The following is a 25,886-nucleotide window of genomic DNA, read 5'->3' as shown; positions in this document are numbered from 1 at the left end:
CCAAGCCCGGCTGCGAATGCGGCCAGAATGCAACCTCCAATCAAATCCAGCAAGAATAATCGATTGAAATATGAGGGAAAATCGCGAGCGCCAAAAGACCAGTCGAATCATCGGCTTCCGATATGCGTGCGGCTCATCGCTGCAGTGCCTAAAAGGTGATACCGCAATGCACAAAATGCCATCACGGTAACTTGGCATTAGCTTCGCGATCATATAGCTATCGGTGAGGACGCTTAACCCCTATGGCGCTTTTATGGCGCCACCGCCATTTCGGAGGATCAGCATGACGGATCAAAGCGCTACAATAAAAATCGGTGACAAGTCTGTCGACCTTGCTGTCAAAAGCGGCACGATCGGCCCGAGCGTCATCGATATCGGTGCCCTCTACAAGAACACGGCTTCCTTCACTTACGATCCGGGTTTTACCTCGACCGCATCCTGTGAATCGAAAATCACCTACATCGACGGCGACGAAGGTGTCCTGCTGCATCGCGGCTATCCGATCGAGCAGCTCGCCGAGCACGGCGACTTCCTCGAGGTCTGCTACCTCCTGCTTTACGGCGAACTGCCGACCACCGTGCAGAAGAAGGATTTCGATTACCGCGTCACGCACCACACCATGGTGCACGAGCAGATGAGCCGCTTTTTCACCGGCTTCCGCCGCGATGCGCATCCGATGGCCGTCATGTGCGGCTGCGTCGGCGCGCTGTCGGCCTTCTATCACGACTCCACCGACATCACCGATCCGCACCAGCGCATGGTCGCCAGCCTGCGCATGATCGCCAAGATGCCGACGCTTGCCGCCATGGCCTACAAGTACCATATCGGCCAGCCCTTCGTTTATCCGAAGAACGATCTCGACTACGCCTCGAACTTCCTGCGCATGTGTTTTGCCGTGCCTTGCGAGGAATATGTGGTCAATCCGGTGCTTGCCCGCGCCATGGACCGCATCTTCATCCTGCATGCCGATCATGAGCAGAACGCCTCGACCTCGACCGTCCGTCTCGCCGGTTCGTCAGGCGCCAACCCGTTCGCCTGCATCGCCGCCGGCATTGCCTGCCTCTGGGGCCCCGCTCACGGCGGCGCCAATGAAGCAGCGCTCAACATGCTCAACGAAATCGGCACGGTCGACCGCATTCCGGAATATGTCGCCCGCGCCAAGGACAAGAACGATCCGTTCCGCCTGATGGGCTTCGGTCACCGCGTCTACAAGAACTACGATCCGCGCGCCAAGATCATGCAGAAGACGACGCATGAAGTGCTCGGCGAACTCGGGATCAAGGACGATCCGTTGCTCGAAGTGGCGATGGAGCTGGAGCGTATCGCGCTCACCGACGAATATTTCATCGAGAAGAAGCTCTATCCGAACATCGACTTCTATTCCGGCATCACGTTGAAGGCGCTGGGCTTCCCCACGACCATGTTCACCGTGCTCTTCGCGCTTGCCCGCACCGTCGGCTGGATCGCGCAGTGGAACGAGATGATCGAGGATCCGGAACAGCGCATCGGCCGTCCGCGCCAGCTTTATGTCGGCGAACCGAAGCGCGATTACATCCCGGTTTCGAAGCGCTGATCGCTTCCAAAGAACCCAAAAGAAAACCCGGTCAGAAACGACCGGGTTTTTTCTTTTTCAGCAGGTCGAGAAGGATCTCGGCGGCGTGCTCGCCGGGCGGCTTTTCGGTCTGCATGCGTTGCCAGACGAGATCGTAGCCCTCGTTCATCGCCTTCAGTTGGAACGTATCGGCCGACAGCCGCTCCATCCAGCGCGCCAGACTGGCGCCGCGGACGATCTCGTTCAGATATTCCGGCACGACGGCATAATCGGCGATGATATTGGGCAATGCGCCCGTCCACACCTTGATGCGCCGGGCGAGCAGGCGGATAATCCAATCCGTCTTGTAGACGGACACCGTCGGCACGCCGGCAAGGGCGAGTTCGAGGATCACCGTGCCGGAAGCCGCCATCGCCGCATCCGCCTCGGCAAAGGCCTTCCATTTCTGCGCCGGCCCGACCGCCACCTCCGGCGGCGTGGCCCAGCCGGCGACGAGCCCCTTCACCAGCGCTTCGTTGTGCGGCACGGTCGGCAGCAGGAAGCGCATCGGGCCGTTGCGGGCGACGAGTTCCTTGGCCGCATCCTCGAAGAACGGCAGCAGTTTGGCGATTTCAGATGATCTTGATCCAGGAAGCATCAGGATCGCCTTGCCCGCTCCCTCGACGGGTGCGTGCCCGGTGCGCAGCCGCCGCGCCTCTAGCAGCGCCGGATCGGCGGTCAGGCGATGGCCGACATAGGTGGTCTCAGGCCCGCCGAGCGCACGCATTGTTGCCGGCTCGAAGGGCAGGACGGCGAGCACATGATCGACATAGGCGAGCATGCGCGTGGCGCGATATTCCTTCCAGGCCCAGACGCTCGGACAGACATAATTGACGACCGGCAGATCGGGCAGCGCGGCGCGAACACGCTTGGCGACGCGATGGGTAAAATCCGGGCTGTCGATGATAAGAAGAATATCCGGCCTTGCGGCGATGATGGCAGCCGTCGTCTGGCGGATCAGGGTATAGAGCTTTGGCAGCCGGCTCAGCACCTGCGTGATGCCCATGATCGACAGCTCGGAGAAATCGAACAGGGATCGCAAGCCTTCGGCCTGCAGCCCTTCGCCGCCGACGCCGACGAGTTCCACCGGTCCACTATGAATCCGCTTCAGGGCGGCGATGAGATCGGCACCGAGCAGATCCCCCGACACCTCACCGGCAATGACGGCGATCTTCAACGGCGCCCCGTTCATTCGAGCCCCCATGCCGGCAGGCCGCGATCGATGCCGCAGACGAAAAGCCCGGCCTCATCGGCGGCTTTGATAACGGCAGCGCGATCGAGCACCAGCGAGCGGCCGGCCTCGACGGCGACGCCGGCAAGGCCGGCTTTCCTCGCGTTCAAGACCGTGGAAACGCCGATCGCCGGCAGGTCGGCACGGATATCCTGCTGCGGCTTGCAGAGCTTGACAAGCGCGCCGCGGCGGCGCGGCGAGATGCGCCCGGCGGCTCTGAGACCCGCGACACGCTCCAGCATCTCGTCCGTGCCCTCAAGACCCTCCAGCGCGACGATACGCCCGCCGATGCTGACAGCGCCCTGGCCGACATCGAGCCGGCCCAGCATCTCAGCGGCATCGGCTGCGCGCCTGATATCGCGCCGGTCTTCTTCGCCCGGTATCGCCGTGCCGATCGGGCCGACGGCGGCAAGAAGGTCGGGGGCGATCTCATGGGCACCGACGACACGCCGGCCGTTTCCCTCGATCAGCCGGATCACCATCTGCAGCACCGTATCGTCGCCGCCGGACAGCAAGGTGCGGATCGCGGCCGGCATCTTCATCAGAGTGCGCAGCGTCGGGCGCACCTCGCGCCATTCCGGCCGGCGCCGCACGCTGCCGGACATGACGACACGGCCGATGCCGTAGCGGTTCAAGAGGCCCTCGAGAGCTGCAAAATCGCCGATGCCGATGACGGCATGGTCATAGCCCTCCCAGCGCCGGTCGCTTTCGTCCTTCAGCGCGACGATGACGGGATTTTCGCCCGCCGCGCGCGCAGCTTCGGCGACATAGGAAGGCAGAAAGCCGCCGCCGGCGATGATCGCCAGCCGGCCCGCAGCGGTGTCGCCGGAAAAAGTCACGGACTAGCCCTTCTGCCCCCGGGTTGGCGAGGACAAGGCGCGGTCGCTGTCGGCGGCGATGAAATCGAGGATGTGGAGCGCCTGCTCGCAATCGGCATATTCTTCGCGGATGGCGGCGGCGTTTTCGCGGATGGAGCCTGTTCCTTCGAAGATCGATTTGTAGGCGCGGCGCACCCTGTGAATGACGGCCCGGTCGACGCCGGCGCGTGTCATGCCGACGACGTTGAGACCGCTCAGCAGCCCGGGATTGCCGTTCAGCATGCCGTAGGGAATGACGTCGTAGCTCACCGCCGAGAGCCCGCCGACGAAGGCCTGACGACCAACGCGGGTGAACTGGTGAACGGCCGAGCCGCCGCCTAGGATGACGCGATCCTCGATGACGACATGGCCGGCAAGCATGACGTTGTTCGACATGATCACGTGATTGCCGACCCTGCAGTCATGCGCGACATGGGAATTGGCAAGGAAGAGATTGTTGTCGCCGACGATCGTCTGGCCGCCGAAATCGGCCGTGCCGGTGTTCATGGTCACGCCTTCGCGGATCGTGCAGTTGGCGCCAACCGTCAGCGTCGTCTCCTCGCCGCCGTGATGCACGCTCTGCGGATCACCGCCGACGACCGCCATCGGGAAGATTCGCGTGCCCTTGCCGATCACGGTGCGTCCGGTGACGACCACATGCGACAAAAGCTCGACATTCGCATGCAGGACGACGTGCGGCCCGACATGGCAGAAGGGACCGATCTTGACGCCCTCACCGATGGTCGCGCCGTCTTCGACGACAGCCATCGGATGAATGCGGGCGCTTTCGGCGATAGTGCTCATGCCTGATCCTTACGAACGATCATCGCGCCGATATCGGCTTCGGCGACAAGCGCGCCGTCGACCTTGGCGTCACAATGGAATTTCCAGATATTGCCGCGCTGCTTGTGCTTCCTGACATGGAATTCAACACGATCGCCGGGTACGACGGGCTTGCGGAAGCGCGCATTCTCGATGGTCATGAAATAGACGAGGTTGCCTGGCTGGCCATCCTTCTTGGCACAGATCGCACCCGCGGTCTGAGCCATGCCCTCGATCAACAGAACGCCGGGCATAATCGGAGATTCCGGAAAATGACCGGTGAAATGCGGTTCGTTCACCGTGACGTTCTTGATGCCGATCGCCGTGTTGTCGCCGTCAATCTCGATGATCTTGTCGACCATGAGAAACGGGTAGCGATGCGGCAGCAGTTTCATGATCTCGATGATGTCAGCCGAAGAAAGCGTTGTCGTGGCTTCCTCAGTCATTTTGCTCGCCTCCAGGTTTCTTCCCGCGCAGCTTCGTCTTTGACATCTGTTGCGCGACATCTCTCAGATAGTCATTCAGCGGACGCCCAGGTGTACCACCATACTGTCCGCCGGCGGCAAGATCGGTCATGATACCGCTTTGGGCGGCGATCTGCACGCCGTCGCCGATCGTCACATGCCCCTTGATACCGACCTGGCCGCCGATCTGAACGCCATTGCCGATCTTCGCGCTGCCGGCGATGCCGACCTGCGCAACGATGGCGCAATGGCGGCCGATCTGAACGTTGTGGCCGATCTGTACCTGGTTGTCGATCTTGGTGCCTTCGCCGATTACCGTATCGTCCATGGTGCCACGGTCGATCGAGGTGTTGGCGCCGATCTCGACATTATCCTGGATAATCACTCGGCCGATCTGGACGATCTTGATCATGCCGCGCGGGCCTGGCGCATAACCGAAACCATCCTGGCCGATGCGGGCGCCGTTGTGGATGATGACGCCATTGCCGAGCAGCGCGCAGAGAATACTCGCGCCGGCCGCAATCGAACAATCCCGGCCAATCTTGACATTCGGACCGATGACGCTGTGGGCGCCGATGCGCGTCCCTTCGCCGATCTCGGCATGCGCTCCGATGACGGCCAGCGGCTCGACGATCACGCCCTTTTCAAGCTTGGCGCTCGGATCGATCACCGCGCTTGGCGCGATCTCGCTTTCACCGGAGAAGACGACGGGGCGCAATGCCGCGGGATAAAACAGGCCGCCCGCCATCGCGAAAGCCGCATGCGGATTGGACGACAGGATGACCGGGATATTGGGGGGTACGAGATCGGCGAGCGCCTTGTCGCAGATCACTGCCGAGGCTTCGCATGTCGCCAGTTCATCGCGGTTACGACGCGACAGGATATAACAGACATCGCCTGCCCGGGCCCGGCTGATGGGAGCAACGGACCTGACGATAACATCGGCATAGTCGGAATTGGCGAGTTCCGCCCCAAGAAACTCTGCCAGCTCAGCGAGCTTCAGACCTTCATGGGGCAGAAAAAAAACGTTTTGCTCCATCGGCAATGCTCCAGAACGGAATTGAGTCTTACAGTTCCGGACTGCCGATATCAGAATTGGTTGTTGATGCCAAACTTGAAGTTCTGCGTCTTGTCGAAGTCTTCCTTGAGGACCGGGATCGCGTAATCCAGACGCAATGCACCGAAGGGAGACTGCCAGACGACGCCGACACCGACGGAGGCGCGCAGCGAAGCGCTGGTACCGTCGGCCTGATCTGACCCAAGAAGCTCGACGTCATTGCCGAACAGCGTACCGGCATCGGCAAAGACTGCTCCGCGCAGGTTGAAGTCACGCGGGAAGCCCGGCATCGGGAAGGTCGCTTCCGCAGACGCCGTGAAATAGGTCGTGCCACCGAGCGGGTCATCGTTGTCCCCGCGGATGCGCGGGCCGATACCCTTGTTCTCGAAGCCGCGAATATCGCCGTTGGTCAGCGTGAACTGGTCGAAGACGTTCAGATGATCACCCAAGGGGACGACATAACCAGCCGAAGCGGAAACCGAGCCGATGATATCGGCATCGTCAGCGAGCAAGTGGTAATAACGGGCCTTGCCGTAGATCTTGTAGAACTGCGAGTCGCCGCCGAGGCCGGCAAGTTCATGCGTCGCCGTCGCATAGATGCCTTCACGCGGCAGGACAGTGTCGTCAAGCGTGTTGTAGGTCAGCGTCTGCGAGACGGACGAGCGTGTCCACGGGCTCTCGTCGACCAGATTGGCGTAGGTCGCCGAAAGATCAGAGGTATCGCCGTCATACTTCATCTGCTTGTAGTTATAGCGGAAGGTCGTCGCCAGATCTTCGGTGATCGGCGCAGTCACACGCAGAACGACGCTGGTTTCCTCGTAGTCGTAGTCGTCGTTGCTCGACGTTTCGCTGCGGTTGACGTCGAAGCCTGCCGCCAGACGGTAGCCGAGGAAATAGGGTTCGGTGAAGCTGACGCCGTAGGCGCGCGAGCCTTCCTGGCCGCCACCGGCCGAGATGCGGATGTACTGACCACGGCCGAGGAAGTTCTTTTCCTCGATCGACGCTTCGAGCAGCAGACCGTCGCCGCCGGCGGCATAACCCGCGCCGACACCGAACGAACCGGTCGACTGATCCTGCACGTCGACGACCACCACGACGCGGTCCGGCGAACTGCCCGGCTGGGTGGAGATGTTGACCGAGGAGAAGTAACCGAGCGCTTCGAGGCGACGCTTGGCCTTAGTGATCATCTGCTGGTTGAAGGCATCGCCTTCGCTCATGTCGAATTCGCGACGAATGACGTAGTCGCGCGTGCGGCTGTTGCCGCGGATCTCGATGCGCTCGACATAGGCGCGCTCGCCCTGGTCGACCAGATATTCGACACCGATCGTGTTGTTGTTGAGGTCGCGGTTACCGCGCGGCGTGACGCGCGCAAAGGGATAACCGGCAGACGCCACCTGATCGGAGATCGCCTCGATCGACTTCTGCACTTCCTTGGCGTTGTAGACTTGGCCTTCGCGGGTGCGCACCAGCGGCTGCAGCTGCTCTGAGCCGACGCCTTCGACGGTCGACTGGACGGTCACCGGTCCGAAGTCGTAACGCTGGCCTTCCTCGATGTTGAAGGTGAGCGTGTACTTGTTGGTCGCGTCGTCGAAGGTGGCATCGGAAGAGACGATGCGCATGTCGGCATAGCCGCGATTGTAATAGAACTGGCGTAGCGCTTCTTCGTCGGCGTGGAGCTTGTCTTCGTTGTAGACGTCCTTGCGGGTCAGGAACGACAGGAAGTTCGAACGCTTGGTGGCGATGACGGCAGCCAGGCGGCCGGCGCTGTAGGCATTATTGCCGACGAAGTTGATCGAATCGATCTTGGTGCGGTCACCCTCGTTGATGACGAAGGCGAGGTTGACACGGCCTTCGCCGAGCGGCACCACCTGCGTCGTGACTTCGACCTCGCTGCGGCCGGTGGCAGCGTAAGCTTCCTTGATCGACTGGATGTCAGCCTGAATCTGGGTGTCGCTGTAGGGACCGGCAGCGTGGGTCTGGACGATCGTCGCGAGCTTGTCGTCCTTGATCTTCCGGTTGCCGTTGAAGACGACCTGATTGACGAGCTGAGCTTCCTGAACGTTGACGACGAGCGTGCTTCCGGAAACCGAGATCTTGACGTCGGAGAAGTAACCGGTCCCGTAGAGCTGCTTGACCGAGGCATCGATATCGCTGTTCGAAAAACTCTTTCCGGGAGCGATGGTGAGGTTCGACCGAACGGCTTCCGCGCCGACACGGCTTGCGCCGCGCACATCGATGCGCTGGATAACCGCGGCCTCAGCGGCCGTAGCGGAAACGAACGTCAAAGCACCTGCGCCCGAAGCAACAACACTAGCAGACAGCGCAACCGCCGATACTGCGTTCAAAAACTTTGAACCAGCCTTCATTTCACCCATTACCTTTTGTTTCCCTCGTCCCCGGCTCCAGGAAAGCCCGATTCCGGTCACGTGTGTCGTTTTACCCGCTTTTGACATACAAGCAAGGCAGGTCGTTAATTTCTGTTTACTTCATTTGCAAGCGTGACCCATTCGCCACTACAGCCTTGAAACATCGTAAATAAATAGTAATTACCCTCGCCTTGCTCGTTTACCCTCTCAACGAGCCAATGTCGTTCCAGGTCGTGAAAACCATCAATGTCAGTATCATCGCCAGGCCGATGCGAAATGCAATTTCCTGGGCCGAAGAGCCCAGCGGCTTCCCCCTCACCGCTTCCACCGCATAGAACATCAGGTGGCCGCCATCAAGTACCGGGACCGGCATCAGGTTAAGCAATCCTATCGAAACAGAAAGCACCGCCGCAAGCTGCAACACTGCGCCTATTCCAAGCGACGCCATCTGGCCCGAAGCTTGTGCCACGCGGATCGGCCCGCCCAATTGATCGGCGCGCATCGTTCCGCTGAAGATGTTGCCGATATATTTGAAGGTGCCGGTGACAATGTCGCGGGTCTCGATCACAGCCTCGCGCAGCGACTGCAGCGGCGTATAGGTCTTCAGCCGGAAGTTGCCGGCCTCCCGGCTGGTGACGATGCCGATCTGGCCGAGTTCAACCTTGTTGCCGAACTGGTCGGTCTGGTCTACGCGCTGCGGCACCATCGGCACATCGAGTTTCTGGCCGGCGCGCTCGATCGTCACGACGATCTTCTGGCTCGGGCGGATGCCGACATAGCGGCGCACGTCGTCGAAGGTCTCGACCTTGCCGCCGTCAATGGCGACCAGCAGATCGCCGGGAAGGATGCCCGCGGCAGCGGCTGCGCCGTCTGGCTTGACCTCGGCAACGACGGGATCGGCGATCGTGCGGCCATAGACCGAGAAAAGAATGGTGAAGATGGCGATCGCCAGCAGAAAATTCGCGATCGGGCCAGCCGCGACGGTTGCAGCGCGTTTCCACAGCTTGGCGCCGGCAAAGGAGCGCGCTCTGTCCTCCTCGGACATGGCGGCGATCTTGTCGGTGTCGGGTTTGCTTGAGGCATCCTCGTCGCCGAAGAACCGGACGTAGCCGCCAAGCGGGATTACCGAAATCTTCCAGCGCGTTCCGTGGCGGTCGGTGAAGCCGAAGATCTCCGGACCGAAGCCGACGGAAAAGGCCAGGATGCGAATGCCGCTCCAGCGCCCGACGAGGTAATGGCCCATCTCATGCACGAAGACGAGCAGTGACAGCACGAGGATGAAGGTAACGATGTTCCCCATCAGAAATGCGTATATGCCGCTCATCGTTTCCATGAGTCCCTTCCGTCAGACTGCAGCGTTGTCAGAGTCCGAACAATGCCGCGCCGAGCGACGTCATTCCGGTCCCCTTTATCAGGGAAAAAAGCCCAGCAAGCAAGAACGCCGAAAAACAGGCGAAAATCAGTCCGTCGACACGGTCCATGACGCCGCCATGGCCCGGAATGAGACGGCTCGAATCCTTGACGCCGAATTTTCGCTTGATGAACGATTCGAAAAGATCGCCCGACTGGCTGCAAACCGAGAGAACGAACGCCACGCCGGCGGCGATAATTTCAGCGCCCGGAAGGAGAAAATGGACGAGAACGACGCCGGCTACGACCGCCGAAACGGCGCCGCCGATTGCACCCGACCAGGTCTTTCCGGGCGAGATCGAAGGGGCAAGCTTCGGCCCGCCAAGCGCCCTGCCGACGAAATAGGCAAGGATATCGGTTGCCCAGACGACCGCAAAGACGAAGAGCATGGCGTAAAGGCCAGCCCGGTCATCGCTTCTGATCGCGGCAAGCGCCAGGCCGGTGGCGCCGGCATAAAACAGGCCCACTGGCAACCAGCGGCTCGTGCCCTGCAGGATGATCAGGGCGATGCCGACGGCGGTGACGCCGGCCAGCATGCCGGCGGCGAATTCGAAATTGCCGACAAGCACGAGGAAGGCAATCGCCGCCTCGCCGATCCAGCCGACGGCATTGGCGACCCAATCCCGCGCGATACCTGTCATTTTCGACCATTCATAATAGATCAGCAGGCCGATCACGACCGCCAAGATACGGAAGGCAAGGCCGCCATACCAGGTGGCGGCAAGAACGATGGCCGCAAGAATCAGTCCTGAAACGATGCGGAGCTTCAATTCCCTTTGCATCAGGTGCCGACCGCGGCCGCCTGCGACGACAGGCCGCCGAAGCGCCGGTCACGAGAGGCGAATGTCTCGAGCGCCGAGCGGAAGATCTCGGGGCTGAAATCCGGCCAATATTCCGGAAGGAAGATGAATTCCGAATAGGCGGCCTGCCAGAGAAGGAAGTTGGAAAGCCGCTCTTCGCCGCTGGTGCGGATAATGAGATCCGGATCGGGAATGCCGGCTGTGTCGAGACGGGCGTTGATCAGCGCCGGTGTAATATCCTGTGCTCTCAGGCGGCCGGCCTCGACGTCGCAGGCGAGACTGACGACGGCGCGGGCGATCTCGTCGCGCGAACCGTAGTTGAAGGCGATGACCAGCGTCAGTGACGTGTTGTCCTTGGTCGTCTCCTCCGCCTCCAGCAACAGGCCCAGAATGTCGCTGCGCAGGCTGTGGCGGTCGCCGATCACCTTGATCCGCACGTTCTGGCGATGGAGCTCGGCGAGGTCGCGCCGGATGAAAGCCTTGAGCAGTCCGAGCAGATCGGAGACCTCGGCTTCGGGCCGGCGCCAGTTTTCCGAGGAGAAGGCAAAGAGGGTCAGATATTTTATACCGGCCGCACCGGCGGCGCGGACTGTCTCGCGCACCGCCTCGACGCCCTTGCGATGGCCCATCGTGCGCGGCAGGCCACGCTGCTTGGCCCAACGGCCATTGCCATCCATGATGATGGCAACATGCTCTGGCACAGTCACAAATACAGATTCCGACATTTCCCGTCCGGTCTTTCCAGGCAAAGGCACAGATCCACTAGACCTGCATGATTTCCTTTTCCTTCTCGCCAAGCAAGCGGTCGATTTCGGAAATCGTCTCGTCCGTCATCTTCTGTACACGTTCCGACTGCGCCCGGCTCTCGTCCTGGCCGATGACGCCGTCTTTTTCGGCTTTCTTAAGGCCGTCCATGCCGTCCCGGCGGACATGGCGAATCGCCACCTTGCTCTTTTCGGCATAGTCGTGGGCCACCTTGACGAGCGACTTGCGGCGCTCCTCGTTCAGCTCCGGCAGCGGAATGCGCAGGTTCTGGCCGTCGATGATCGGGTTGAGGCCGAGATTGGATTCGCGGATGCCGCGCTCGACGGCGCTGACCATCGACTTGTCCCAGACGGAAACTGACAGCATGCGCGGCTCGGGCACGGTGATGTTGGCGACCTGGTTCAGCGGCATGCGCGAACCATAGGCCTCGACCGTGACCGGGTCGAGAATGTTGGCCGAAGCACGGCCGGTGCGCAGCGATGCGATGTCGCCCTTGAATGCGGAAATCGCGCCGTCCATGCGGCGCTTCAGTTCCTTGATGTCGATACCTTCACTCATGTCGATGCTCCCGTCCAGAGCATGATGCCGAAAAGTGTCAGCGGTTTTCGGGCGACATCATGCTCTTACTATTTAATGTAGAACATGATTCAGCTTTCAGGCCAAACGGGCCTAAAATCATCATGTTCTAGCGAGGGCTGCGCCGAAACCGCGGCGCAGCTTTATCAGTTGTCGGAGACGATGGTCTTGAGGCCACCGCCCGTCAAGATTTCAGCAAAACCACCTTTCTCGTGGATCGAGAAGACGATGATCGGAATGGAATTTTCTCTGGCCAGCGCCACGGCGGCAACGTCCATCACCGCCAGCCCCCTGTCCAGCACTTCCTGGTGCGTCAGCCGGTCGAGGCGGGTCGCATCGGGATATTTCTTCGGGTCGGCGGTGTAGATGCCGTCGACCTGCGTGCCCTTGAAGATCGCTTCCGCACCCATTTCGGCGGCGCGAAGGGCTGCGGCGGAATCGGTGGTGAAGAAGGGGTTGCCGGTGCCGCCGGCAAAAATCACCACGCGTCCCATCGATAGATGATAAAGGGTTGCGCGCTGCGAAAAGCTCTCGCAGATCTCGGGCATGGAGATGGCCGAAAGCACCACCGTATCGATGTTCAGCTTGCGCAGCGAGGTCGCCAGCGCCAGTGCATTGATGATGGTGCCGAGCATGCCCATATGGTCTCCGGTCACCCGGTCGCCGCCCTTGGACGCTACCGCGACACCGCGGAAGATATTGCCGCCACCGACGACGACGCCGACTTCCACGCCCATATGCCGTGCCTCGGCGATGTCGGATGCAATGCGGTCCGCCACCGTCACATCGATCCCGAACCCCTGGCCACCCATGAGCGCTTCGCCGGAAGCCTTGAGTAGAACACGTTTATAGACAGGCTCTAAAGACATCTTGGCTCCTCGTAAATTGCCGTGAATGCCCGATACACGAAGGGCACCGCGTTGTCACGCGATGCCCTTCGTGTTTTCCCAATTATGGCTGGAAGATCAACCCTTGGCGGCAGCAGCAACTTCGGCCGCGAAGTCAGTTTCTTCCTTCTCGACGCCTTCGCCAAGCAGCAGACGGGCCATGCCGGCGACTTCGATCGGCGCGCCGACGGCCTTTTCAGCTTCCTTGATGGCGGCTGCGACCGTCAGATCCGGATTGATGACGAAAGCCTGCGAGAGAAGGGCAACTTCCTCGAAGAACTTGCGCATGCGGCCTTCGACCATCTTTTCGATGATGTTGTCCGGCTTGCCGGAAGCGCGCGACTGCTCGATGAAGACATTGCGCTCGCGCTCGGCGACGGCGGCATCGACTTCTTCCGGGCGGATCGCCAGCGGCGCGGTGGCGGCGATGTGCATGGCGACCTGGCGGCCGATAGCGTTCAGGGCTTCCTTGTCGCCGGTCGACTTCAGCGCAACGAGAACGCCGAGCTTGCCGAGGCCGTCGGAAACAGCATTGTGGATATAGGTGGCGACGACGCCGTCCTCGACCGAGAGAGCGACCGAGCGGCGCAGGTTCATGTTCTCGCCGATCGTTGCGATCGCATCCTTGATCGTGTCGGACACGGACTTGCCGGATGCCGGGTAGGTCGCTGCGGCAACGGCGTCGACAGTGCCGTCGGTGGATACGGCGACCTTGGCGATGCCGCGGACGAGCTCCTGGAAGGCATCGTTACGTGCGACGAAGTCGGTTTCGGAATTGACTTCGACGACGACGGCCTTGGTGCCTTGGCTCGAAACGCCGATGAGGCCTTCGGCAGCGGTGCGGCCGGACTTCTTGTCGGCCTTGGCGATGCCCTTGGCGCGCAGCCAGTCGATCGCCGCTTCCATATCGCCACCGGTTTCAGCAAGAGCCTTCTTGCAGTCCATCATGCCTGCGCCGGTCTTTTCGCGCAGTTCCTTCACCATTGCAGCCGTAATCTCGCTCATTAGCTTCCTCTTGTCGGTTCATACGGTGGGCCGTAAAGCGCGGCTCGGCACCGGATTGAGGCACGAAATGTACCTGTATGTATGACAGCGTGATGAAGACGCGTCATAACGAAACTTATCGGATGGAGAGCCTGACGCCCTCCCCTTGAAACAGGCAAGGCCGCCGAACTTCGATGAGTCGCGAGCGGCCTTTCCCAGTCTCTGCAAGCATTGGCGGACCTTTTCGATCCGCCCGCCTTCATCAGCCTTCGGCTGCTTCCTCGAGAGCCGGCTCGACCGGAACTTCGGAGGATGCGCCGAGATCGCGGCCGGAAGAGCCCTGCTGGCGTGCGATGCCGTCGATGGCGGCGCGGGAGATCAGCTCGCAGTAAAGAGCGATCGCACGCGATGCGTCGTCGTTACCCGGGATCGGATAGTCGATCAGGTCCGGATCGCAGTTCGAGTCGATGATGGCGACAACCGGGATGCCGAGGCGCTTGGCTTCGTCGATCGCGATCTTTTCCTTGTTGGTGTCGATGATGAACATCAGGTCGGGCGTGCCGCCCATATCGCGGATACCGCCAAGAGCCTTGTCCAGCTTTTCGCGTTCGCGCTCGAGGTTCAGGCGTTCCTTCTTGGTGAAGCCCTGGGCTTCGCCGTTCAGGATCTCGTCAAGCTTGCGCAGACGCTGGATCGAGTTGGAGATCGTCTTCCAGTTCGTCATCATGCCGCCGAGCCAGCGCGAGTTGACGTAGTACTGGGCCGAGCGCTTGGCGCTGTCGGCAATGATCTCAGACGCCTGGCGCTTGGTGCCGACGAAGAGAACGCGGCCGCCGCGGGCAACGGTGTCGCTGACGACCTGAAGGGCGCGCGACAGCATCGGAACGGTCTGGGCCAGGTCGATGATGTGAATGTTGTTGCGATCGCCGAAGATGTACGGCTTCATCTTCGGGTTCCAGCGATGCGTCTGGTGGCCGAAGTGGACGCCCGCTTCAAGAAGCTGACGCATAGAAAAATCAGGCAATGCCATGCCTTGTTACTCCTTTTCCGGTTGAACCTCCGCAAGGCGAACAGCATCCTCTTCGAGAATGCCACCGGGCGGAACAGCCCGGATTTCTCCCGGACGATCCCATGCCTTACGTGTGGAATGCCGGTGCCCATACATTCGATTTGGCGCAAAAGCAAGGCTTATGCCGAAAAAACCTGGCTCACGCACCGGCCACGGCGCATGGATCCGCGACAAAAGTGACGAAGGCGACTGCCTGCCCTTGGAATGCCGCACTCAGCCTGCCAGCGTCAGCAGCAACATCGACAGTATGAATATCAGTCTCAGGGGCTGCGGAAGGCAACGAGGCCTACTTGCAAACCTCGGCCTTGCGGTCGAGCAGCTCCAGCTTGGCGAGCTTGCCGGTCAGGACGAAATCGCCGTAATCCATCGTCAGGTCGCGGGTGATGCCGTTCTCATAGAGCTTGAAGGACATGCGGTAGACCGGCACAGCATCCGATTTCGCACTCTCGTTGAAATAGGCGATTGTCACCGGCCAGAAGGCAGTCTTGGAGAAGGCGCCGGCGTTGCCGGCATCGGCTTCCTCGGCGATCGGCGTCTCCTGCTTGCCGACGATCGTCGTCGTCGCCAGCGACTTGTCGCCGTCGTCCGAACCGTCGAAGACGCGCGCCTCGAAGAAGCGCTTGCCGTCCTTGGCGTGCTGGATCACATCGAGCATATGTTCCGTGGGAAAACGGCTTTCTAAAAGCTGCAGCTCGCGGCTCGCCGGCTGCTTCAGATCGACCTTCACGCCATCAGGCTGGTCCTGCGCCGCACCGTTGACCTCTTTATCGAGCTGCTCGTCGGTGAAGGATTTGGTGTCGAAGGTGAACTTGCCGTCCTTGAGGTTCTCGAAGGTCTTGGTCTGCTGGTCGCTGACACGCACGCTGTCGCCGGTGTCGATCTGTGTCACGAAGCGGAAATTGGTGGTGAAGCCCTGGCAATAGCTGCCGTCGAACTCATAGACCATGCGACCGTACATGCCGGCGATGCCGGAGCGGTCCGAGGCGTCCTTCAGTTCCAGATCGTAGACCGCGCGATGGGCGACGAGGCCGGTCGCGATCGCAGCGCTCACCGCGGGCGCAGCCGCCCATGCATTGGCGGAAACGCTGGCGAGAAGCAGAGCGACAAGACTCGATCGGAACATTCATTAACTCCTGTTGGACTCGGTCGCGATGTTATAAGAACGCTTTCGGCCAAATCGAGGCTCGAAACTGTCATATTAAAGATTCTAGTCTTGATGCATAATTTTTGAAGAATTGACAACAAAAGCGGAGACGAAAATGTCCGATGAAATTGCAGCGCGCCTGATTGAGATGGGGATAACCCTGCCCGAAGCCGCGGCACCTGCTGCAAATTACGTTCCCTATGTCATTAGCGGCAATCTTCTCTACATCTCCGGCCAGCTGCCGCTCGATGGCGGCAAGGTCACTGTTTCGGGCCATCTCGGCAAGACCGTCGACGTTGCAACGGGCCAGCGCGGCGCCGAACTGTGCGCCATCAACATCCTTGCCCAGGCGAAGGCGGCACTTGGCGGCGATCTTGGCCGCATCCGGCGCGTCATCAAGCTGAACGGCTTCGTCGCCTCGGCGCCCGACTTCGTCGAGCAGCATCTCGTCATCAACGGCGCTTCGAACCTGATTGCCGGCGTGCTTGGCGAAGCCGGCAAACATGCGCGTGCCGCCGTCGGCATGGCGGCCCTGCCGCTGAATGCCGCCGTCGAGATAGACGCTATCATGGAAATCGCAGAATGACCAATGTTGCCTGGATCAGGGACCTGCCGGTCGCCCATCGCGGCTATCACGACCTCAACACGCAGGTCTGGGAAAACACGCTTTCGGCTTTCTCGCGCGCCGTCGAAGCGGGCTTTGCGATCGAATGCGACCTGCATTACGCCTCCGACGGCGTGCCGGTCATCTTTCACGACGAGGACCTGCAGCGCCTGTGCAACCTCAACGGCGACATCCGCGAGCGCACCTCCCGGGAACTCGGACTGATCGCCGTTGGCGGCACGAGCGACAAGGTGCCGACGCTGCGCCAGCTTCTCGATCTCGTCAAGGGCAAGGTGCCGCTGGTGCTGGAGCTCAAGGGGCGCGAGGCCGATGACGAAGGTTTCGCCGAAGCTGTGCTCGAGGTCCTCGAAGGCTATGAGGGCAAGGTGGCGCTGATGAGCTTCGACCACTGGCTGCTGCGCGACCTGAAGGCGCTTGGCTCACCCTTCCCGCTGGGGCTGACCGCAAACGGCAACACGCCGGAGGAATTCAAGGCGCATGCGAAGGCGATGGAGATCGGTCTCGATTTCATCTCCTATTACTATGACGACCTACCGAATGCCTTCATCACCGGCGAACGCGAAAAGGGCATTCCCGTCATCACCTGGACGGTGCGTGACGAAGAGGCGCGCCGACGCACATTCGCCAATGCAGACCAGATGACCTTCGAAGGCTTCGATCCGCGTGTGACTGCTTGATGCTCGCTTTTTGGCCAAGATCATGCGCAGACTGCTGCATAACTCCTTAAATCGGATCGATTTGAGGATAAAATTATGCAGCAACTCAAAGTGTTACAGGGTCCTTTGCGCGTCTGAAAAGATGCGCGGCGCTGTAAGGCAGAGCCGAAACCATCCTCCCACAGGCTTCGCATTTGTCCCATGACTGATGAATTATCCATTCGCGTCGAACGCTCCTTCACCGCGATTTCCCCGGAGAGCTGGTCCAGGCTTTCCGGGGCATCGAAGACCTGCGCTGCGATTGCCTACAACCCTTTCGTTTCGCACGCCTTTTTATCGTCGCTGGAGGAATCCGGCTCGGCCGACGCAGAGACCGGATGGCTCGGCCACCATCTGCTGCTCGAGACCGAGCGCGGCGAGTTGATCGGCGCTGTGCCCGGCTATCTCAAGAACCACAGCCAGGGCGAATATGTCTTCGACCATGGCTGGGCCGACGCCTTCGAGCGGGCCGGCGGGCGTTATTATCCCAAACTTCAGTGCTCGATCCCGTTCACCCCGGCGACGGGCCCGCGTCTTCTTGTCGCCGAGGGGCTGCAGCGGCTGCCGATCCAGAGCGCGATCGCCGAAAGCCTGAAGGAGGTGGTGAGCCGGCTCGGCATCTCCTCGGCCCACATCACCTTCGTGCCGGACGAAGAGATCGGCGTCTTCGAGATGGACGGCTATCTGCACCGCACCGACCAACAGTTCCATTTCATCAATGACGGCTATGCCAATCACGAGGAATTCCTCGAAACGCTTGCCTCGCGCAAACGCAAGGCGTTGCGAAAGGAGCGTCGTGCCGCACTCGAAAACGGTATCAGCATCGACTGGCTGACCGGCAGCGACCTGACGGAACGGATCTGGGATCAATTCTTCAAGTTCTATATGGATACCGGCGGGCGCAAGTGGGGCCGGCCTTACCTCACCCGTAAGTTCTATTCGCTGATCGGCGAACGCATGGCCGACGATATCCTGCTCGTCATGGCCAAGCGCGACGGGCGCTATATCGCCGGCGCGATCAACTTCATCGGCGGCGATACACTCTACGGCCGTCACTGGGGCTGCATCGAGGATCATCCCTTCCTGCATTTCGAGGTCTGCTATCATCAGGCGATCGACTTCGCCCTTTCGAAAGGGCTGAAACGGGTCGAGGCCGGCGCCCAGGGCGAACACAAGCTCGCCCGCGGCTACCTGCCGGTGACGACGCATTCCGCCCATTATGTCGCGCATGCCGGCCTTCGCCGGGCGATCGGCGACTATCTCGCCCGCGAGCGTGCCGATGTCGAACAGATGAGCGAGTTGCTGACCGAGCACAGCCCTTTCCGCAAGGGCGAGCGTCAGCAGGAGGATTGACGCCGCCGCACCGGCCGCGTTACCCGATCAATCTGGAAACGAGGAGATTTTCGTGATGACCAACCGGGCCGCTTATGACGACAACAACATCTTCGCCAAGATCCTCCGCGGCGAAATCCCCTCGCACCGGGTTTACGAGGACGAGCATACCATCGCCATCATGGATGTGATGCCGCAGGCGCCGGGCCACGTTCTCGTCCTTCCGAAGGCGGCATCGCGCAATATTCTCGACGCCGATCCAGCCACCCTCACCCGCGCGATATCAGTCGTCCAGAAGATCGCCAATGCGGTGAAGGATGTCTTCGACGCCGATGGTGTATTCATCGCCCAGTTCAACGAACCAGCGGCCGGGCAAACGGTGTTCCATCTGCATTTCCACGTCATCCCCCGGCATGAAGGCTCGGCGCTGAAGCCGCATTCCGGCAAGATGGAGGACGGTGCCGTGCTCGCCGCTAATGCAGAAAAAATCAGGGCGGCGCTGGCGTAGGGTCAACACCCGTCGATTTCAGAGAATTCAATCCAGACAATCATTTGGAACACGATCATGATCCGCCATACTGTCGCATTCCGCCTGAAGCATGAAGCCGGCTCGGCTGAAGAAACGGCGTTCCTCGCCGACGCGCTGGTGCTTGCCAAGATCCCGAGCGTGCGGAATTTCGAGCAGCTTCGGCAGACGAGTCCAAAGAATGATTTTGCCTTCGGCTTTTCGATGGAATTCGACGATCAGGCTGGCTACGACACGTACAACCTCCATCCCCTGCATGTCGCCTTCGTGGGCGACCGCTGGGTGCCCGAGGTCGCCGACTTTCTCGAGATCGACTACACCAGGCTCTAGAAAGGGCGCATGCAGATCCGGAAACGAAAAAGGCCGCGGGTGACGCGGCCTTTTCCAATTCGGTGACGGTATCTTACTTCTTGCGTGGAACCTTCGGAACCGCGCTTCCCTTCTTCGGGGCGTCGCGCACCTCAGGCTCGGCCTGCGGCACCGCCTTGGCGCGGGTCTTGCGGGCCGCCTTCGTCTTCAGCTCCCCGTCATCCCCATCATCGCCTTCGGGATGCACGACCTCGGCTTCGGGCTTCGGCTTGATCGGCGCCGTTTCCGAAATGGCTTCGAGCACGATGCCGGGTTTGCCGTCTTCCTTCGGGCCGACGGTGACATTGACGACGCCGCCCTTCTTCAGCTTGCCGAAGAGGATCTCGTTGGCGAGCGGCTTCTTGATCGTATCCTGAATGACGCGAGCAAGCGGGCGGGCGCCCATCTTCTCGTCGTAACCCTTTTCCGCCAGCCAGGCGATCGCATCCTCGTGCAGGTCGAAGGTGACGTTCCTTTCGGAAAGCTGGGCCTCCAGCTGCATGATGAACTTCTGCACGACCTTGTGGATGACGGCCGTCGGCAACGCCGCAAAAGGAATGATCGCGTCGAGACGGTTGCGGAATTCCGGCGTGAACAGGCGGGTGAGCGCCTCCTCGTCTTCGCCGGTGCGCTTGGACGAGCCGAAGCCGATCGCCGCCTTGGCCATTTCCGACGCACCCGCATTGGTCGTCATGATCAGGATGACGTTGCGGAAGTCGATCTTCTTGCCGTTATGGTCGGTCAGCGTGCCGTGGTCCATGACCTGCAAGAGGATATTATAGATGTCGGGATGGGCCTTCTCGATTTCGTCGAGCAGGACCACGCAATGCGGGTGCTGGTCGACGCCATCAGTCAGAAGACCGCCCTGGTCGAAGCCAACATAGCCGGGAGGTGCGCCGAGCAGACGCGAAACCGTGTGCCGCTCCATATATTCCGACATGTCGAAGCGCAGGAGTTCGACGCCGAGCGACGACGCAAGCTGCTTTGCCACCTCGGTCTTGCCGACGCCGGTCGGACCGGAGAAGACATAGGCGCCGATCGGCTTGTTCGGCTCGCGAAGACCGGCACGCGCCAGCTTGATCGAGGTCGAAAGGGCTTCGATGGCGATATCCTGGCCGTAGACCACCGAACGCAGTTCCTGCTCGAGATTGGCGAGCACCGCTTCGTCGTCCTTGGAGACGGTCTTCGGCGGAATGCGCGCCATCGTGGCAACCGTTGCCTCGATCTCCTTTTCGGTGATCAGCTTGCGGCGCTTCGACGGCGGCAGCAGCATCTGGGCGGCACCGGTTTCATCGATCACGTCGATCGCCTTGTCGGGCAGCTTGCGGTCGGAGATATAGCGGGCCGACAATTCGACGGCCGACTTGATGGCATCGTTCGAATAACGCAGGTGGTGATACTCTTCGAAATAGGGCTTCAGGCCCTTCATGATCTCGATTGCATCATCGATCGACGGCTCGCTGACGTCGATCTTCTGGAAGCGACGGACCAGCGCCCGGTCCTTCTCGAAGAACTGGCGGTATTCCTTGTAGGTGGTCGAACCGATGCAGCGAATCGCGCCCGATGACAGGGCCGGCTTCAGCAGGTTCGATGCATCCATCGCGCCGCCCGAGGTGGCGCCGGCACCGATCACCGTGTGGATCTCGTCGATGAAGAGCACCGCGCCCGGATATTCTTCCAGTTCCTTGACGACCTGCTTCAGCCGCTCCTCGAAGTCGCCGCGGTAACGCGTGCCGGCCAAGAGCGTGCCCATGTCGAGCGAGAAGATCGTCGCATCGGCGAGGGCTTCGGGAACCTTGCCTTCGACGATGCGCTTGGCAAGGCCTTCGGCGATCGCCGTCTTGCCGACGCCGGGATCACCGACATAGAGCGGATTGTTCTTCGAACGGCGGCACAGGATCTGGATCGTGCGGCTGACCTCGGCGTGACGGCCGATCAGCGGATCGATCTTGCCGCCCTTGGCCTTCTCGTTGAGATTGACGCAATAGGCCTTGAGCGCATCCTGCTGCTTCTTCGGGCCGCCTTCTTCCTCGCCGCCGCGCGCCGTCGGCTTGCTGCTTTCGGCTTCGTCCTCGGCGCCGCGCGGGGGACGCACATCCGAAGCGCCCGGCCGCTTGCCGATGCCGTGGGAGATATAGTTGACGGCATCGTAGCGGGTCATCTCCTGCTCCTGCAGGAAATAGGCGGCGTGGCTTTCGCGCTCGGCGAAGATGGCGACGAGCACGTTGGCGCCGGTCACCTCTTCGCGGCCGGACGATTGCACGTGGATGACGGCACGCTGGATGACGCGCTGGAAGCCGGAGGTCGGCTTCGAATCCTCGTCATAACCGGTGATCAGGTTGGCAAGTTCGTTGTCGACATATTCGACGAGCGTCTTGCGCAACGCGTCGAGATCGACATTGCAGGCACCCATGACCGCGGCCGCATCGGCATCGTCGATAAGGGCGAGCAGCAGATGCTCAAGCGTCGCATATTCGTGGTGCCGCTCGTTGGCAAAGGTCAGTGCCTGATGGAGCGCCTTCTCTAAACTAGGCGAAAATGTTGGCACGTTCAGATCCTCACTTCTTTTCCATGACGCATTGCAGCGGATGCTGGTGTTGCCGGGCGAAGTCCATCACCTGGCTGACCTTCGTTTCCGCTACCTCGTATGTGAATATTCCGCATTCGCCGACGCCGTGGTTATGGACATGGAGCATGATGCGGGTGGCACTTTCACGATCCTTCTGAAAAAAACGCTCCAGAATATGGATGACGAATTCCATGGGAGTGTAGTCGTCATTCAAAAGCAGCACACGATAAAGATTGGGCTTCTTGGTCTTCGGCTTGGTGCGTGTGATGACCGAGGTTCGATTTGCGTTGTCCCCGTTCCTTTCGCTGTCGTTCTGCATCCGGATCGGCTTTGCGATCATTGTCATTCATTCCTCAAGCAATCCGGCGGAGCATGGGAGGGTGCTTTTCCCGCCGAATATCTGAAACACTAACTTAGTTCATAATAGGCTGATTTTAAGCCCCCTGTCAGACACTGCAATCAAGAAATGGCCGGCATGCACGGGAAAGACCAAAAAAGTCCCTGGTCGATCCCATGCGGGCGCTGCAGCGAAAGCGGAAACAAAAAGACCGGCCACAGATGCGTAGCCGGTCCTCGTTTTTCAATATGTAGCGCAGGTTGCGCCGTCAAAATCACGTCATGCGGCAGCAGGCGTCGCCGAAGCGACCGACTTGGGGGTCTTGCCGACGGCAGCGGCGATCGGCGCTTCATAGGGCTTGTAGGCTGATTTGGCGAGATCGGCATACATCTCACTGAGCTTCGTCGTCTCGGAGACAAAGCCTTCAAAATACGCCTTGACGTAGTTCGTCTGCAACTCGAAAGCGGCCTCGAAGCTCTTGACGCCGGCCAGCGTTTCGAAATGCGTCACCGCGTCCTGAAAGGATTTCTTCGAATATTCAGTGGCTTCAGAGGCGATCGCCTGAAAGCCCTTAGTCGTGTCCGAATAGGTTTTCAGGGCCGTGTCGACGGCTTCCTTGCTCTTCTTGTTAGCATCGTCAAAGTTGAACATGAGCCATCCTCCGTTGGGCTATTGGTGGCGGCAGGGTAGCTGCAATGCACAAATAGTCAAGTAGTCTTGTGCGCTGCAAAACATCCAAAGGTTGCATTACAACAATATAACAAAGCCCGCGCGCCGGGGCACGTACGTCTTTAACTGATTTTGCTAAAATATATCAGAATGCCGCAACCGGAAGTTTTGAATAAATTTTCGTTCCGAATCGAAAAAATAAAAGGACCGAACGGATCACGCCGTTCGGTCCGTCTGAAGCTTTCAAAAGCGATCAGAGATCGACGTCAAGGATCGCCATCGAGAAGTTGTAGGAGCGGTCGCCGTCCTCGTCATCGATATAGACGACACCCAGAAATTCTTCGCCGAGATAGACTTCCGCAGAATCATCCTTGCGCGGACGCGCCTTGACGATCATCTGCGGGTTGAACATGCGCTTGAAATAGGCGTCGAGCTTCTTGATTTCTTCTGGCTTCACTCTGTCATCTCCGTAAGCGGTCTTGATTGGCCGCTTCTTGCACAGGAAATGCAGCGGTGTAAAGGCAAGGTTGCCGTTTGCTCACGGCCCTCCCCGTTCGGATCCCGCCGACTTTTCCTATCCTTGTTTCCAATGGGCGCTCAGATATCGGCGCCGATCACCTGGTCCATGTTGCGCGACGGCTCGGAACAACCGGCCTCGCCGACGACCTTGGCCGGCACGCCCGCCACCGTCTTCTTGGGCGGCACCGCCTTCAATACGACGGAGCCTGCGGCGACGCGTGAGCAGTAGCCGATCTCGATATTGCCGAGGATCTTCGCGCCGGCGCCGATCATGACGCCGGAGCCGATCTTCGGATGGCGGTCGGCGCCCTCCTTGCCGGTGCCGCCGAGTGTGACGCCGTGCAGGATCGAGACGTTGTCGCCGATGACAGCCGTCTCGCCGACGACGAGGCCGGTGGCATGATCGAGGAAGATGCCCTTGCCGATACGGGCCGCCGGATTGATATCGGTCTGGAAGACGCTGGAGGAGCGGCTCTGCAGATAGAGCGCAAAATCACGCCGGCCGCGGTTCAGCAGCCAATGGGCGAGACGATGCGTCTGCAGCGCGTGGAAGCCCTTGAAATAAAGCACCGCCTCCATGAAGCGCAGGCAGGCGGGATCGCGGTCATAGATCGCCTGGATATCGACGCGCAGGATGGAGCTCCAGTCCGGCCAGTCGAGGAGCATTTCTTCGAAGGTCTGGCGAAGCAGGTTCGCCTGCATGTCGGGGTGATCGAGACGCTCGCAGATGCGGTGGATGACGCATTCCTCGAGCGAGTGGTAGTTGATCACGGTCGAATAGAGGAAGGCGGCAAGAACCGGGTCCCGTTCGGCGGCGAGCCGGGCTTCCTCGCGCAGGCTGTCCCAGATGGGATCCATCACCTTCAGCGGATGGCCTGTGTCAAAAGCACGGATGTCAGTCTTTGCGACCATCGCCGCTCTCCTCGTTGCCGGAAGGAATGCCGTTTTCGGAATGCCAATATATAGAGGAAAACGCCAATAACATATATGGGTGCCGTCGCCATGGTTTTTTAGCATGGTTTTTCAGCATCACGATGTTGTCAGCGATGGGCGACCCTTGCGTAGTAGGCCAGAACCGCCTGCTTGAAAACCCTGTCGCCGACGGCGAGCATATGATCGCGGCCCGGAATATCGAGCGCTTCGGCATTTGGCATCAGAGCCGCCAATTCCTGCGGCGAGCCAGCGATATCATCCTTGGTGCCAACGCCGATCAGCGTCGGCATATCGAGCTTGGCCATATCGGAACGGGCGACCAGATCGCGCGAGCCGCGGATGCAGTCGGCAAGAGCGACGCGGTCGCTCTTCGTCTGCTCGGCAAAGGCGCGGAACATGCGGCCGCGGGCATGCGTGACGTCGTCGAGCGAGGGAGCCAGCAGCGCATCGGCGATCGGGTCCCAGTCGCCCACGCCGTCCGTCATGCCGATGCCGAGGCCGCCGAGAACCAGCGAACGGACCCGATGGGGATTGGCAAGTGCGGCAAAAACGGAAATGCGCGCGCCCATCGAATAGCCCATGACGTTGGCTTCCGGGATGCCGAGATGGTCGAGCAGCGCGATCGCATCGCCGGCCATGACCCAGGGACGATAGGCTTCGGCATCATGCGGCTTGTCGCTTGCGCCGTGGCCGCGATTGTCCATGGCGATCACCCGGTAGCCGGCATCACCCAGCGTCTTCAGCCAGCCCGGATGCACCCAGTTGACGTTTGCGGTCGAGGCAAAGCCGTGGATCAACAACACGGGCACGCCGGCCGGATCGCCCTCATCGAAGAAGGCGAGTTGCAGTCCGTCATGGGTGAAGCTCGAAAATGTGGGCGTATTCAGGTTCATCGGGCCTTCCTTTTTGGCGCGACCATAATCGAGCGGCCTTTCATCGTGAAGCCAAAAACTGTGGCTAAAAACTGTGCCTGGCGCGGCGGTTTGGCTCTACACATTTGCGGCGAAGGCTTATAAGGTTCGCGCACATTTCAAAGCATTCGGAGAGCGACATGGCCGGCCACAACATTCCCCACTTCCAGAACGACGGCGGTCACCGCGTTATCGAAGTCGGCGTCAAGGAATTCATGTGCACCGGCGCTTCGGCTCCCTTCGATCATCCGCATATCTTCATCGACATGGGCGACGACAATGAGAAGGTCTGTTCCTACTGCTCGACGCTCTATCGTTTCAATTCCGCTCTCAAGCCGAGCCAGACCAATCCGGCCGGTTGCGTTTTCCATGTGAAGGCGGCGTAGTCAGTCCAGATCC

Annotated in this window: 27 protein-coding genes; 7 read left to right on the top strand and 20 right to left on the bottom strand. The window is 60.4% G+C overall.

What is annotated here, in order from left to right:
- The first annotated feature begins 283 nt into the window (after nt 1-283).
- Nucleotides 284-1,573, top strand: a complete 1,290-nt coding sequence (gltA, locus tag OLZ32_RS13760; RefSeq protein WP_003539304.1) for a citrate synthase — start codon at nt 284-286, stop codon at nt 1,571-1,573.
- Nucleotides 1,574-1,604: 31 nt separating this feature from the next.
- On the opposite strand, the gene lpxB is transcribed toward gltA, so the two are convergent.
- The 14 genes from lpxB to OLZ32_RS13690 form a co-directional block, all read right to left on the bottom strand.
- The gene (lpxB, locus tag OLZ32_RS13755; protein ID WP_017988228.1) at nt 1,605-2,783 is read right to left on the bottom strand and encodes a lipid-A-disaccharide synthase; all 1,179 of its coding nucleotides are present in this window, start codon (nt 2,781-2,783) and stop codon (nt 1,605-1,607) included.
- Nucleotides 2,780-3,661 carry an LpxI family protein gene (locus OLZ32_RS13750; RefSeq protein ID WP_017988227.1) on the bottom strand — a complete coding sequence of 294 codons (882 nt, stop codon included), beginning with the start codon at nt 3,659-3,661 and terminating at the stop codon, nt 2,780-2,782. Before OLZ32_RS13750 ends, lpxB begins: the two co-directional genes overlap by 4 nt.
- A 3-nt stretch (nt 3,662-3,664) precedes the next feature.
- A complete protein-coding gene (gene lpxA / locus OLZ32_RS13745; protein WP_003539297.1) occupies nt 3,665-4,483 on the bottom strand; it encodes an acyl-ACP--UDP-N-acetylglucosamine O-acyltransferase in 819 nt (272 codons plus the stop codon).
- A complete protein-coding gene (fabZ, locus tag OLZ32_RS13740; protein ID WP_003539296.1) occupies nt 4,480-4,947 on the bottom strand; it encodes a 3-hydroxyacyl-ACP dehydratase FabZ in 468 nt (155 codons plus the stop codon). Before fabZ ends, lpxA begins: the two co-directional genes overlap by 4 nt.
- Nucleotides 4,940-6,004 carry a UDP-3-O-(3-hydroxymyristoyl)glucosamine N-acyltransferase gene (gene lpxD, locus OLZ32_RS13735; RefSeq protein WP_003539295.1) on the bottom strand — a complete coding sequence of 355 codons (1,065 nt, stop codon included), beginning with the start codon at nt 6,002-6,004 and terminating at the stop codon, nt 4,940-4,942. Before lpxD ends, fabZ begins: the two co-directional genes overlap by 8 nt.
- Before the next feature lie 50 nt (nt 6,005-6,054).
- The gene (bamA, locus tag OLZ32_RS13730) at nt 6,055-8,388 is read right to left on the bottom strand and encodes an outer membrane protein assembly factor BamA (RefSeq protein WP_003539294.1); all 2,334 of its coding nucleotides are present in this window, start codon (nt 8,386-8,388) and stop codon (nt 6,055-6,057) included.
- Nucleotides 8,389-8,587: 199 nt separating this feature from the next.
- Nucleotides 8,588-9,721: an RIP metalloprotease RseP gene (gene rseP, locus OLZ32_RS13725; protein WP_003539293.1), complete on the bottom strand. Its 1,134-nt coding sequence runs from the start codon at nt 9,719-9,721 to the stop codon at nt 8,588-8,590.
- 28 nt (nt 9,722-9,749) lie between these two features.
- The gene (locus OLZ32_RS13720) at nt 9,750-10,580 is read right to left on the bottom strand and encodes a phosphatidate cytidylyltransferase (RefSeq protein WP_003539292.1); all 831 of its coding nucleotides are present in this window, start codon (nt 10,578-10,580) and stop codon (nt 9,750-9,752) included.
- Nucleotides 10,580-11,323, bottom strand: coding sequence for an isoprenyl transferase (locus tag OLZ32_RS13715; protein ID WP_264421327.1), 744 nt, complete (start codon nt 11,321-11,323; stop codon nt 10,580-10,582). The genes OLZ32_RS13720 and OLZ32_RS13715 overlap by 1 nt, the downstream gene beginning before the upstream one ends.
- A 37-nt stretch (nt 11,324-11,360) precedes the next feature.
- Nucleotides 11,361-11,921: a ribosome recycling factor gene (gene frr, locus OLZ32_RS13710; protein WP_003539290.1), complete on the bottom strand. Its 561-nt coding sequence runs from the start codon at nt 11,919-11,921 to the stop codon at nt 11,361-11,363.
- Nucleotides 11,922-12,085: 164 nt separating this feature from the next.
- Nucleotides 12,086-12,808, bottom strand: a complete 723-nt coding sequence (pyrH, locus tag OLZ32_RS13705; protein ID WP_003539289.1) for a UMP kinase — start codon at nt 12,806-12,808, stop codon at nt 12,086-12,088.
- Between the two features lie 96 nt (nt 12,809-12,904).
- Entirely contained in the window at nt 12,905-13,831 is a 927-nt protein-coding gene (gene tsf / locus OLZ32_RS13700; protein ID WP_264421326.1) for a translation elongation factor Ts, read from the bottom strand.
- A 241-nt stretch (nt 13,832-14,072) separates the two neighbouring features.
- Complete coding sequence (gene rpsB, locus OLZ32_RS13695; protein WP_003539287.1) at nt 14,073-14,840, bottom strand: 30S ribosomal protein S2; 768 nt, start codon at nt 14,838-14,840, stop codon at nt 14,073-14,075.
- A 325-nt stretch (nt 14,841-15,165) separates the two neighbouring features.
- The gene (locus OLZ32_RS13690) at nt 15,166-16,002 is read right to left on the bottom strand and encodes a cell envelope integrity EipB family protein (protein ID WP_164052114.1); all 837 of its coding nucleotides are present in this window, start codon (nt 16,000-16,002) and stop codon (nt 15,166-15,168) included.
- A gap of 136 nt (nt 16,003-16,138) precedes the next feature.
- Here OLZ32_RS13690 and OLZ32_RS13685 point away from each other — a divergent pair, with 136 nt between their 5' ends.
- From OLZ32_RS13685 to OLZ32_RS13665, 5 genes are all read left to right on the top strand, one after another.
- Nucleotides 16,139-16,609: a RidA family protein gene (locus tag OLZ32_RS13685; protein ID WP_017988223.1), complete on the top strand. Its 471-nt coding sequence runs from the start codon at nt 16,139-16,141 to the stop codon at nt 16,607-16,609.
- Nucleotides 16,606-17,325 carry a glycerophosphodiester phosphodiesterase gene (locus OLZ32_RS13680; protein WP_264421322.1) on the top strand — a complete coding sequence of 240 codons (720 nt, stop codon included), beginning with the start codon at nt 16,606-16,608 and terminating at the stop codon, nt 17,323-17,325. Before OLZ32_RS13685 ends, OLZ32_RS13680 begins: the two co-directional genes overlap by 4 nt.
- A 180-nt stretch (nt 17,326-17,505) precedes the next feature.
- Complete coding sequence (locus OLZ32_RS13675; protein WP_264421320.1) at nt 17,506-18,696, top strand: GNAT family N-acetyltransferase; 1,191 nt, start codon at nt 17,506-17,508, stop codon at nt 18,694-18,696.
- 55 nt (nt 18,697-18,751) lie between these two features.
- Nucleotides 18,752-19,183, top strand: a complete 432-nt coding sequence (locus OLZ32_RS13670; RefSeq protein WP_026159872.1) for an HIT family protein — start codon at nt 18,752-18,754, stop codon at nt 19,181-19,183.
- 57 nt (nt 19,184-19,240) lie between these two features.
- Nucleotides 19,241-19,531 carry a Dabb family protein gene (locus OLZ32_RS13665; protein WP_264421318.1) on the top strand — a complete coding sequence of 97 codons (291 nt, stop codon included), beginning with the start codon at nt 19,241-19,243 and terminating at the stop codon, nt 19,529-19,531.
- Between the two features lie 73 nt (nt 19,532-19,604).
- Here OLZ32_RS13665 and clpA read toward each other — a convergent pair whose 3' ends face one another.
- The 6 genes from clpA to OLZ32_RS13635 form a co-directional block, all read right to left on the bottom strand.
- Nucleotides 19,605-22,097 carry an ATP-dependent Clp protease ATP-binding subunit ClpA gene (gene clpA / locus OLZ32_RS13660; protein ID WP_003539280.1) on the bottom strand — a complete coding sequence of 831 codons (2,493 nt, stop codon included), beginning with the start codon at nt 22,095-22,097 and terminating at the stop codon, nt 19,605-19,607.
- 10 nt (nt 22,098-22,107) lie between these two features.
- A complete protein-coding gene (clpS, locus tag OLZ32_RS13655; RefSeq protein WP_017988219.1) occupies nt 22,108-22,458 on the bottom strand; it encodes an ATP-dependent Clp protease adapter ClpS in 351 nt (116 codons plus the stop codon).
- 276 nt (nt 22,459-22,734) lie between these two features.
- Nucleotides 22,735-23,106 (bottom strand): phasin family protein, encoded by a 372-nt coding sequence (locus OLZ32_RS13650; RefSeq protein WP_264421316.1) that lies wholly within the window; start codon nt 23,104-23,106, stop codon nt 22,735-22,737.
- A 271-nt stretch (nt 23,107-23,377) separates the two neighbouring features.
- Nucleotides 23,378-23,581 (bottom strand): DUF3126 family protein, encoded by a 204-nt coding sequence (locus OLZ32_RS13645; RefSeq protein WP_003539277.1) that lies wholly within the window; start codon nt 23,579-23,581, stop codon nt 23,378-23,380.
- Nucleotides 23,582-23,721: 140 nt separating this feature from the next.
- Nucleotides 23,722-24,555 (bottom strand): serine O-acetyltransferase, encoded by an 834-nt coding sequence (gene cysE, locus OLZ32_RS13640; RefSeq protein ID WP_003539276.1) that lies wholly within the window; start codon nt 24,553-24,555, stop codon nt 23,722-23,724.
- A gap of 128 nt (nt 24,556-24,683) precedes the next feature.
- Nucleotides 24,684-25,469, bottom strand: coding sequence for an alpha/beta fold hydrolase (locus OLZ32_RS13635; protein ID WP_264421314.1), 786 nt, complete (start codon nt 25,467-25,469; stop codon nt 24,684-24,686).
- Nucleotides 25,470-25,627: 158 nt separating this feature from the next.
- Here OLZ32_RS13635 and OLZ32_RS13630 point away from each other — a divergent pair, with 158 nt between their 5' ends.
- Nucleotides 25,628-25,873: a zinc-finger domain-containing protein gene (locus OLZ32_RS13630; protein WP_003539274.1), complete on the top strand. Its 246-nt coding sequence runs from the start codon at nt 25,628-25,630 to the stop codon at nt 25,871-25,873.
- The last annotated feature ends 13 nt before the right edge of the window (nt 25,874-25,886 follow it).

The sequence above is a fragment of the Rhizobium acaciae genome, from assembly GCF_025941625.1.
Lineage (GTDB): Bacteria > Pseudomonadota > Alphaproteobacteria > Rhizobiales > Rhizobiaceae > Rhizobium > Rhizobium acaciae.
This window is presented reverse-complemented; position numbering and strand designations above follow the sequence as displayed.

Excerpts from the sequence above, each read along its gene's own strand:
- gltA (WP_003539304.1), top strand. The coding sequence starts at position 284 with ATGACGGATCAAAGCGCTACAATAAAAATCGGTGACAAGTCTGTCGAC.
- lpxB (WP_017988228.1), bottom strand. The coding sequence starts at position 2,783 with ATGAACGGGGCGCCGTTGAAGATCGCCGTCATTGCCGGTGAGGTGTCG.
- lpxA (WP_003539297.1), bottom strand. The coding sequence starts at position 4,483 with ATGAGCACTATCGCCGAAAGCGCCCGCATTCATCCGATGGCTGTCGTC.
- fabZ (WP_003539296.1), bottom strand. The coding sequence starts at position 4,947 with ATGACTGAGGAAGCCACGACAACGCTTTCTTCGGCTGACATCATCGAG.
- lpxD (WP_003539295.1), bottom strand. The coding sequence starts at position 6,004 with ATGGAGCAAAACGTTTTTTTTCTGCCCCATGAAGGTCTGAAGCTCGCT.
- bamA (WP_003539294.1), bottom strand. The coding sequence starts at position 8,388 with ATGAAGGCTGGTTCAAAGTTTTTGAACGCAGTATCGGCGGTTGCGCTG.
- rseP (WP_003539293.1), bottom strand. The coding sequence starts at position 9,721 with ATGGAAACGATGAGCGGCATATACGCATTTCTGATGGGGAACATCGTT.
- OLZ32_RS13720 (WP_003539292.1), bottom strand. The coding sequence starts at position 10,580 with ATGCAAAGGGAATTGAAGCTCCGCATCGTTTCAGGACTGATTCTTGCG.
- OLZ32_RS13715 (WP_264421327.1), bottom strand. The coding sequence starts at position 11,323 with ATGTCGGAATCTGTATTTGTGACTGTGCCAGAGCATGTTGCCATCATC.
- frr (WP_003539290.1), bottom strand. The coding sequence starts at position 11,921 with ATGAGTGAAGGTATCGACATCAAGGAACTGAAGCGCCGCATGGACGGC.
- pyrH (WP_003539289.1), bottom strand. The coding sequence starts at position 12,808 with ATGTCTTTAGAGCCTGTCTATAAACGTGTTCTACTCAAGGCTTCCGGC.
- tsf (WP_264421326.1), bottom strand. The coding sequence starts at position 13,831 with ATGAGCGAGATTACGGCTGCAATGGTGAAGGAACTGCGCGAAAAGACC.
- rpsB (WP_003539287.1), bottom strand. The coding sequence starts at position 14,840 with ATGGCATTGCCTGATTTTTCTATGCGTCAGCTTCTTGAAGCGGGCGTC.
- OLZ32_RS13690 (WP_164052114.1), bottom strand. The coding sequence starts at position 16,002 with ATGTTCCGATCGAGTCTTGTCGCTCTGCTTCTCGCCAGCGTTTCCGCC.
- OLZ32_RS13685 (WP_017988223.1), top strand. The coding sequence starts at position 16,139 with ATGTCCGATGAAATTGCAGCGCGCCTGATTGAGATGGGGATAACCCTG.
- OLZ32_RS13680 (WP_264421322.1), top strand. The coding sequence starts at position 16,606 with ATGACCAATGTTGCCTGGATCAGGGACCTGCCGGTCGCCCATCGCGGC.
- OLZ32_RS13675 (WP_264421320.1), top strand. The coding sequence starts at position 17,506 with ATGACTGATGAATTATCCATTCGCGTCGAACGCTCCTTCACCGCGATT.
- OLZ32_RS13670 (WP_026159872.1), top strand. The coding sequence starts at position 18,752 with ATGACCAACCGGGCCGCTTATGACGACAACAACATCTTCGCCAAGATC.
- OLZ32_RS13665 (WP_264421318.1), top strand. The coding sequence starts at position 19,241 with ATGATCCGCCATACTGTCGCATTCCGCCTGAAGCATGAAGCCGGCTCG.
- clpS (WP_017988219.1), bottom strand. The coding sequence starts at position 22,458 with ATGATCGCAAAGCCGATCCGGATGCAGAACGACAGCGAAAGGAACGGG.
- OLZ32_RS13650 (WP_264421316.1), bottom strand. The coding sequence starts at position 23,106 with ATGTTCAACTTTGACGATGCTAACAAGAAGAGCAAGGAAGCCGTCGAC.
- cysE (WP_003539276.1), bottom strand. The coding sequence starts at position 24,555 with ATGGTCGCAAAGACTGACATCCGTGCTTTTGACACAGGCCATCCGCTG.
- OLZ32_RS13635 (WP_264421314.1), bottom strand. The coding sequence starts at position 25,469 with ATGAACCTGAATACGCCCACATTTTCGAGCTTCACCCATGACGGACTG.
- OLZ32_RS13630 (WP_003539274.1), top strand. The coding sequence starts at position 25,628 with ATGGCCGGCCACAACATTCCCCACTTCCAGAACGACGGCGGTCACCGC.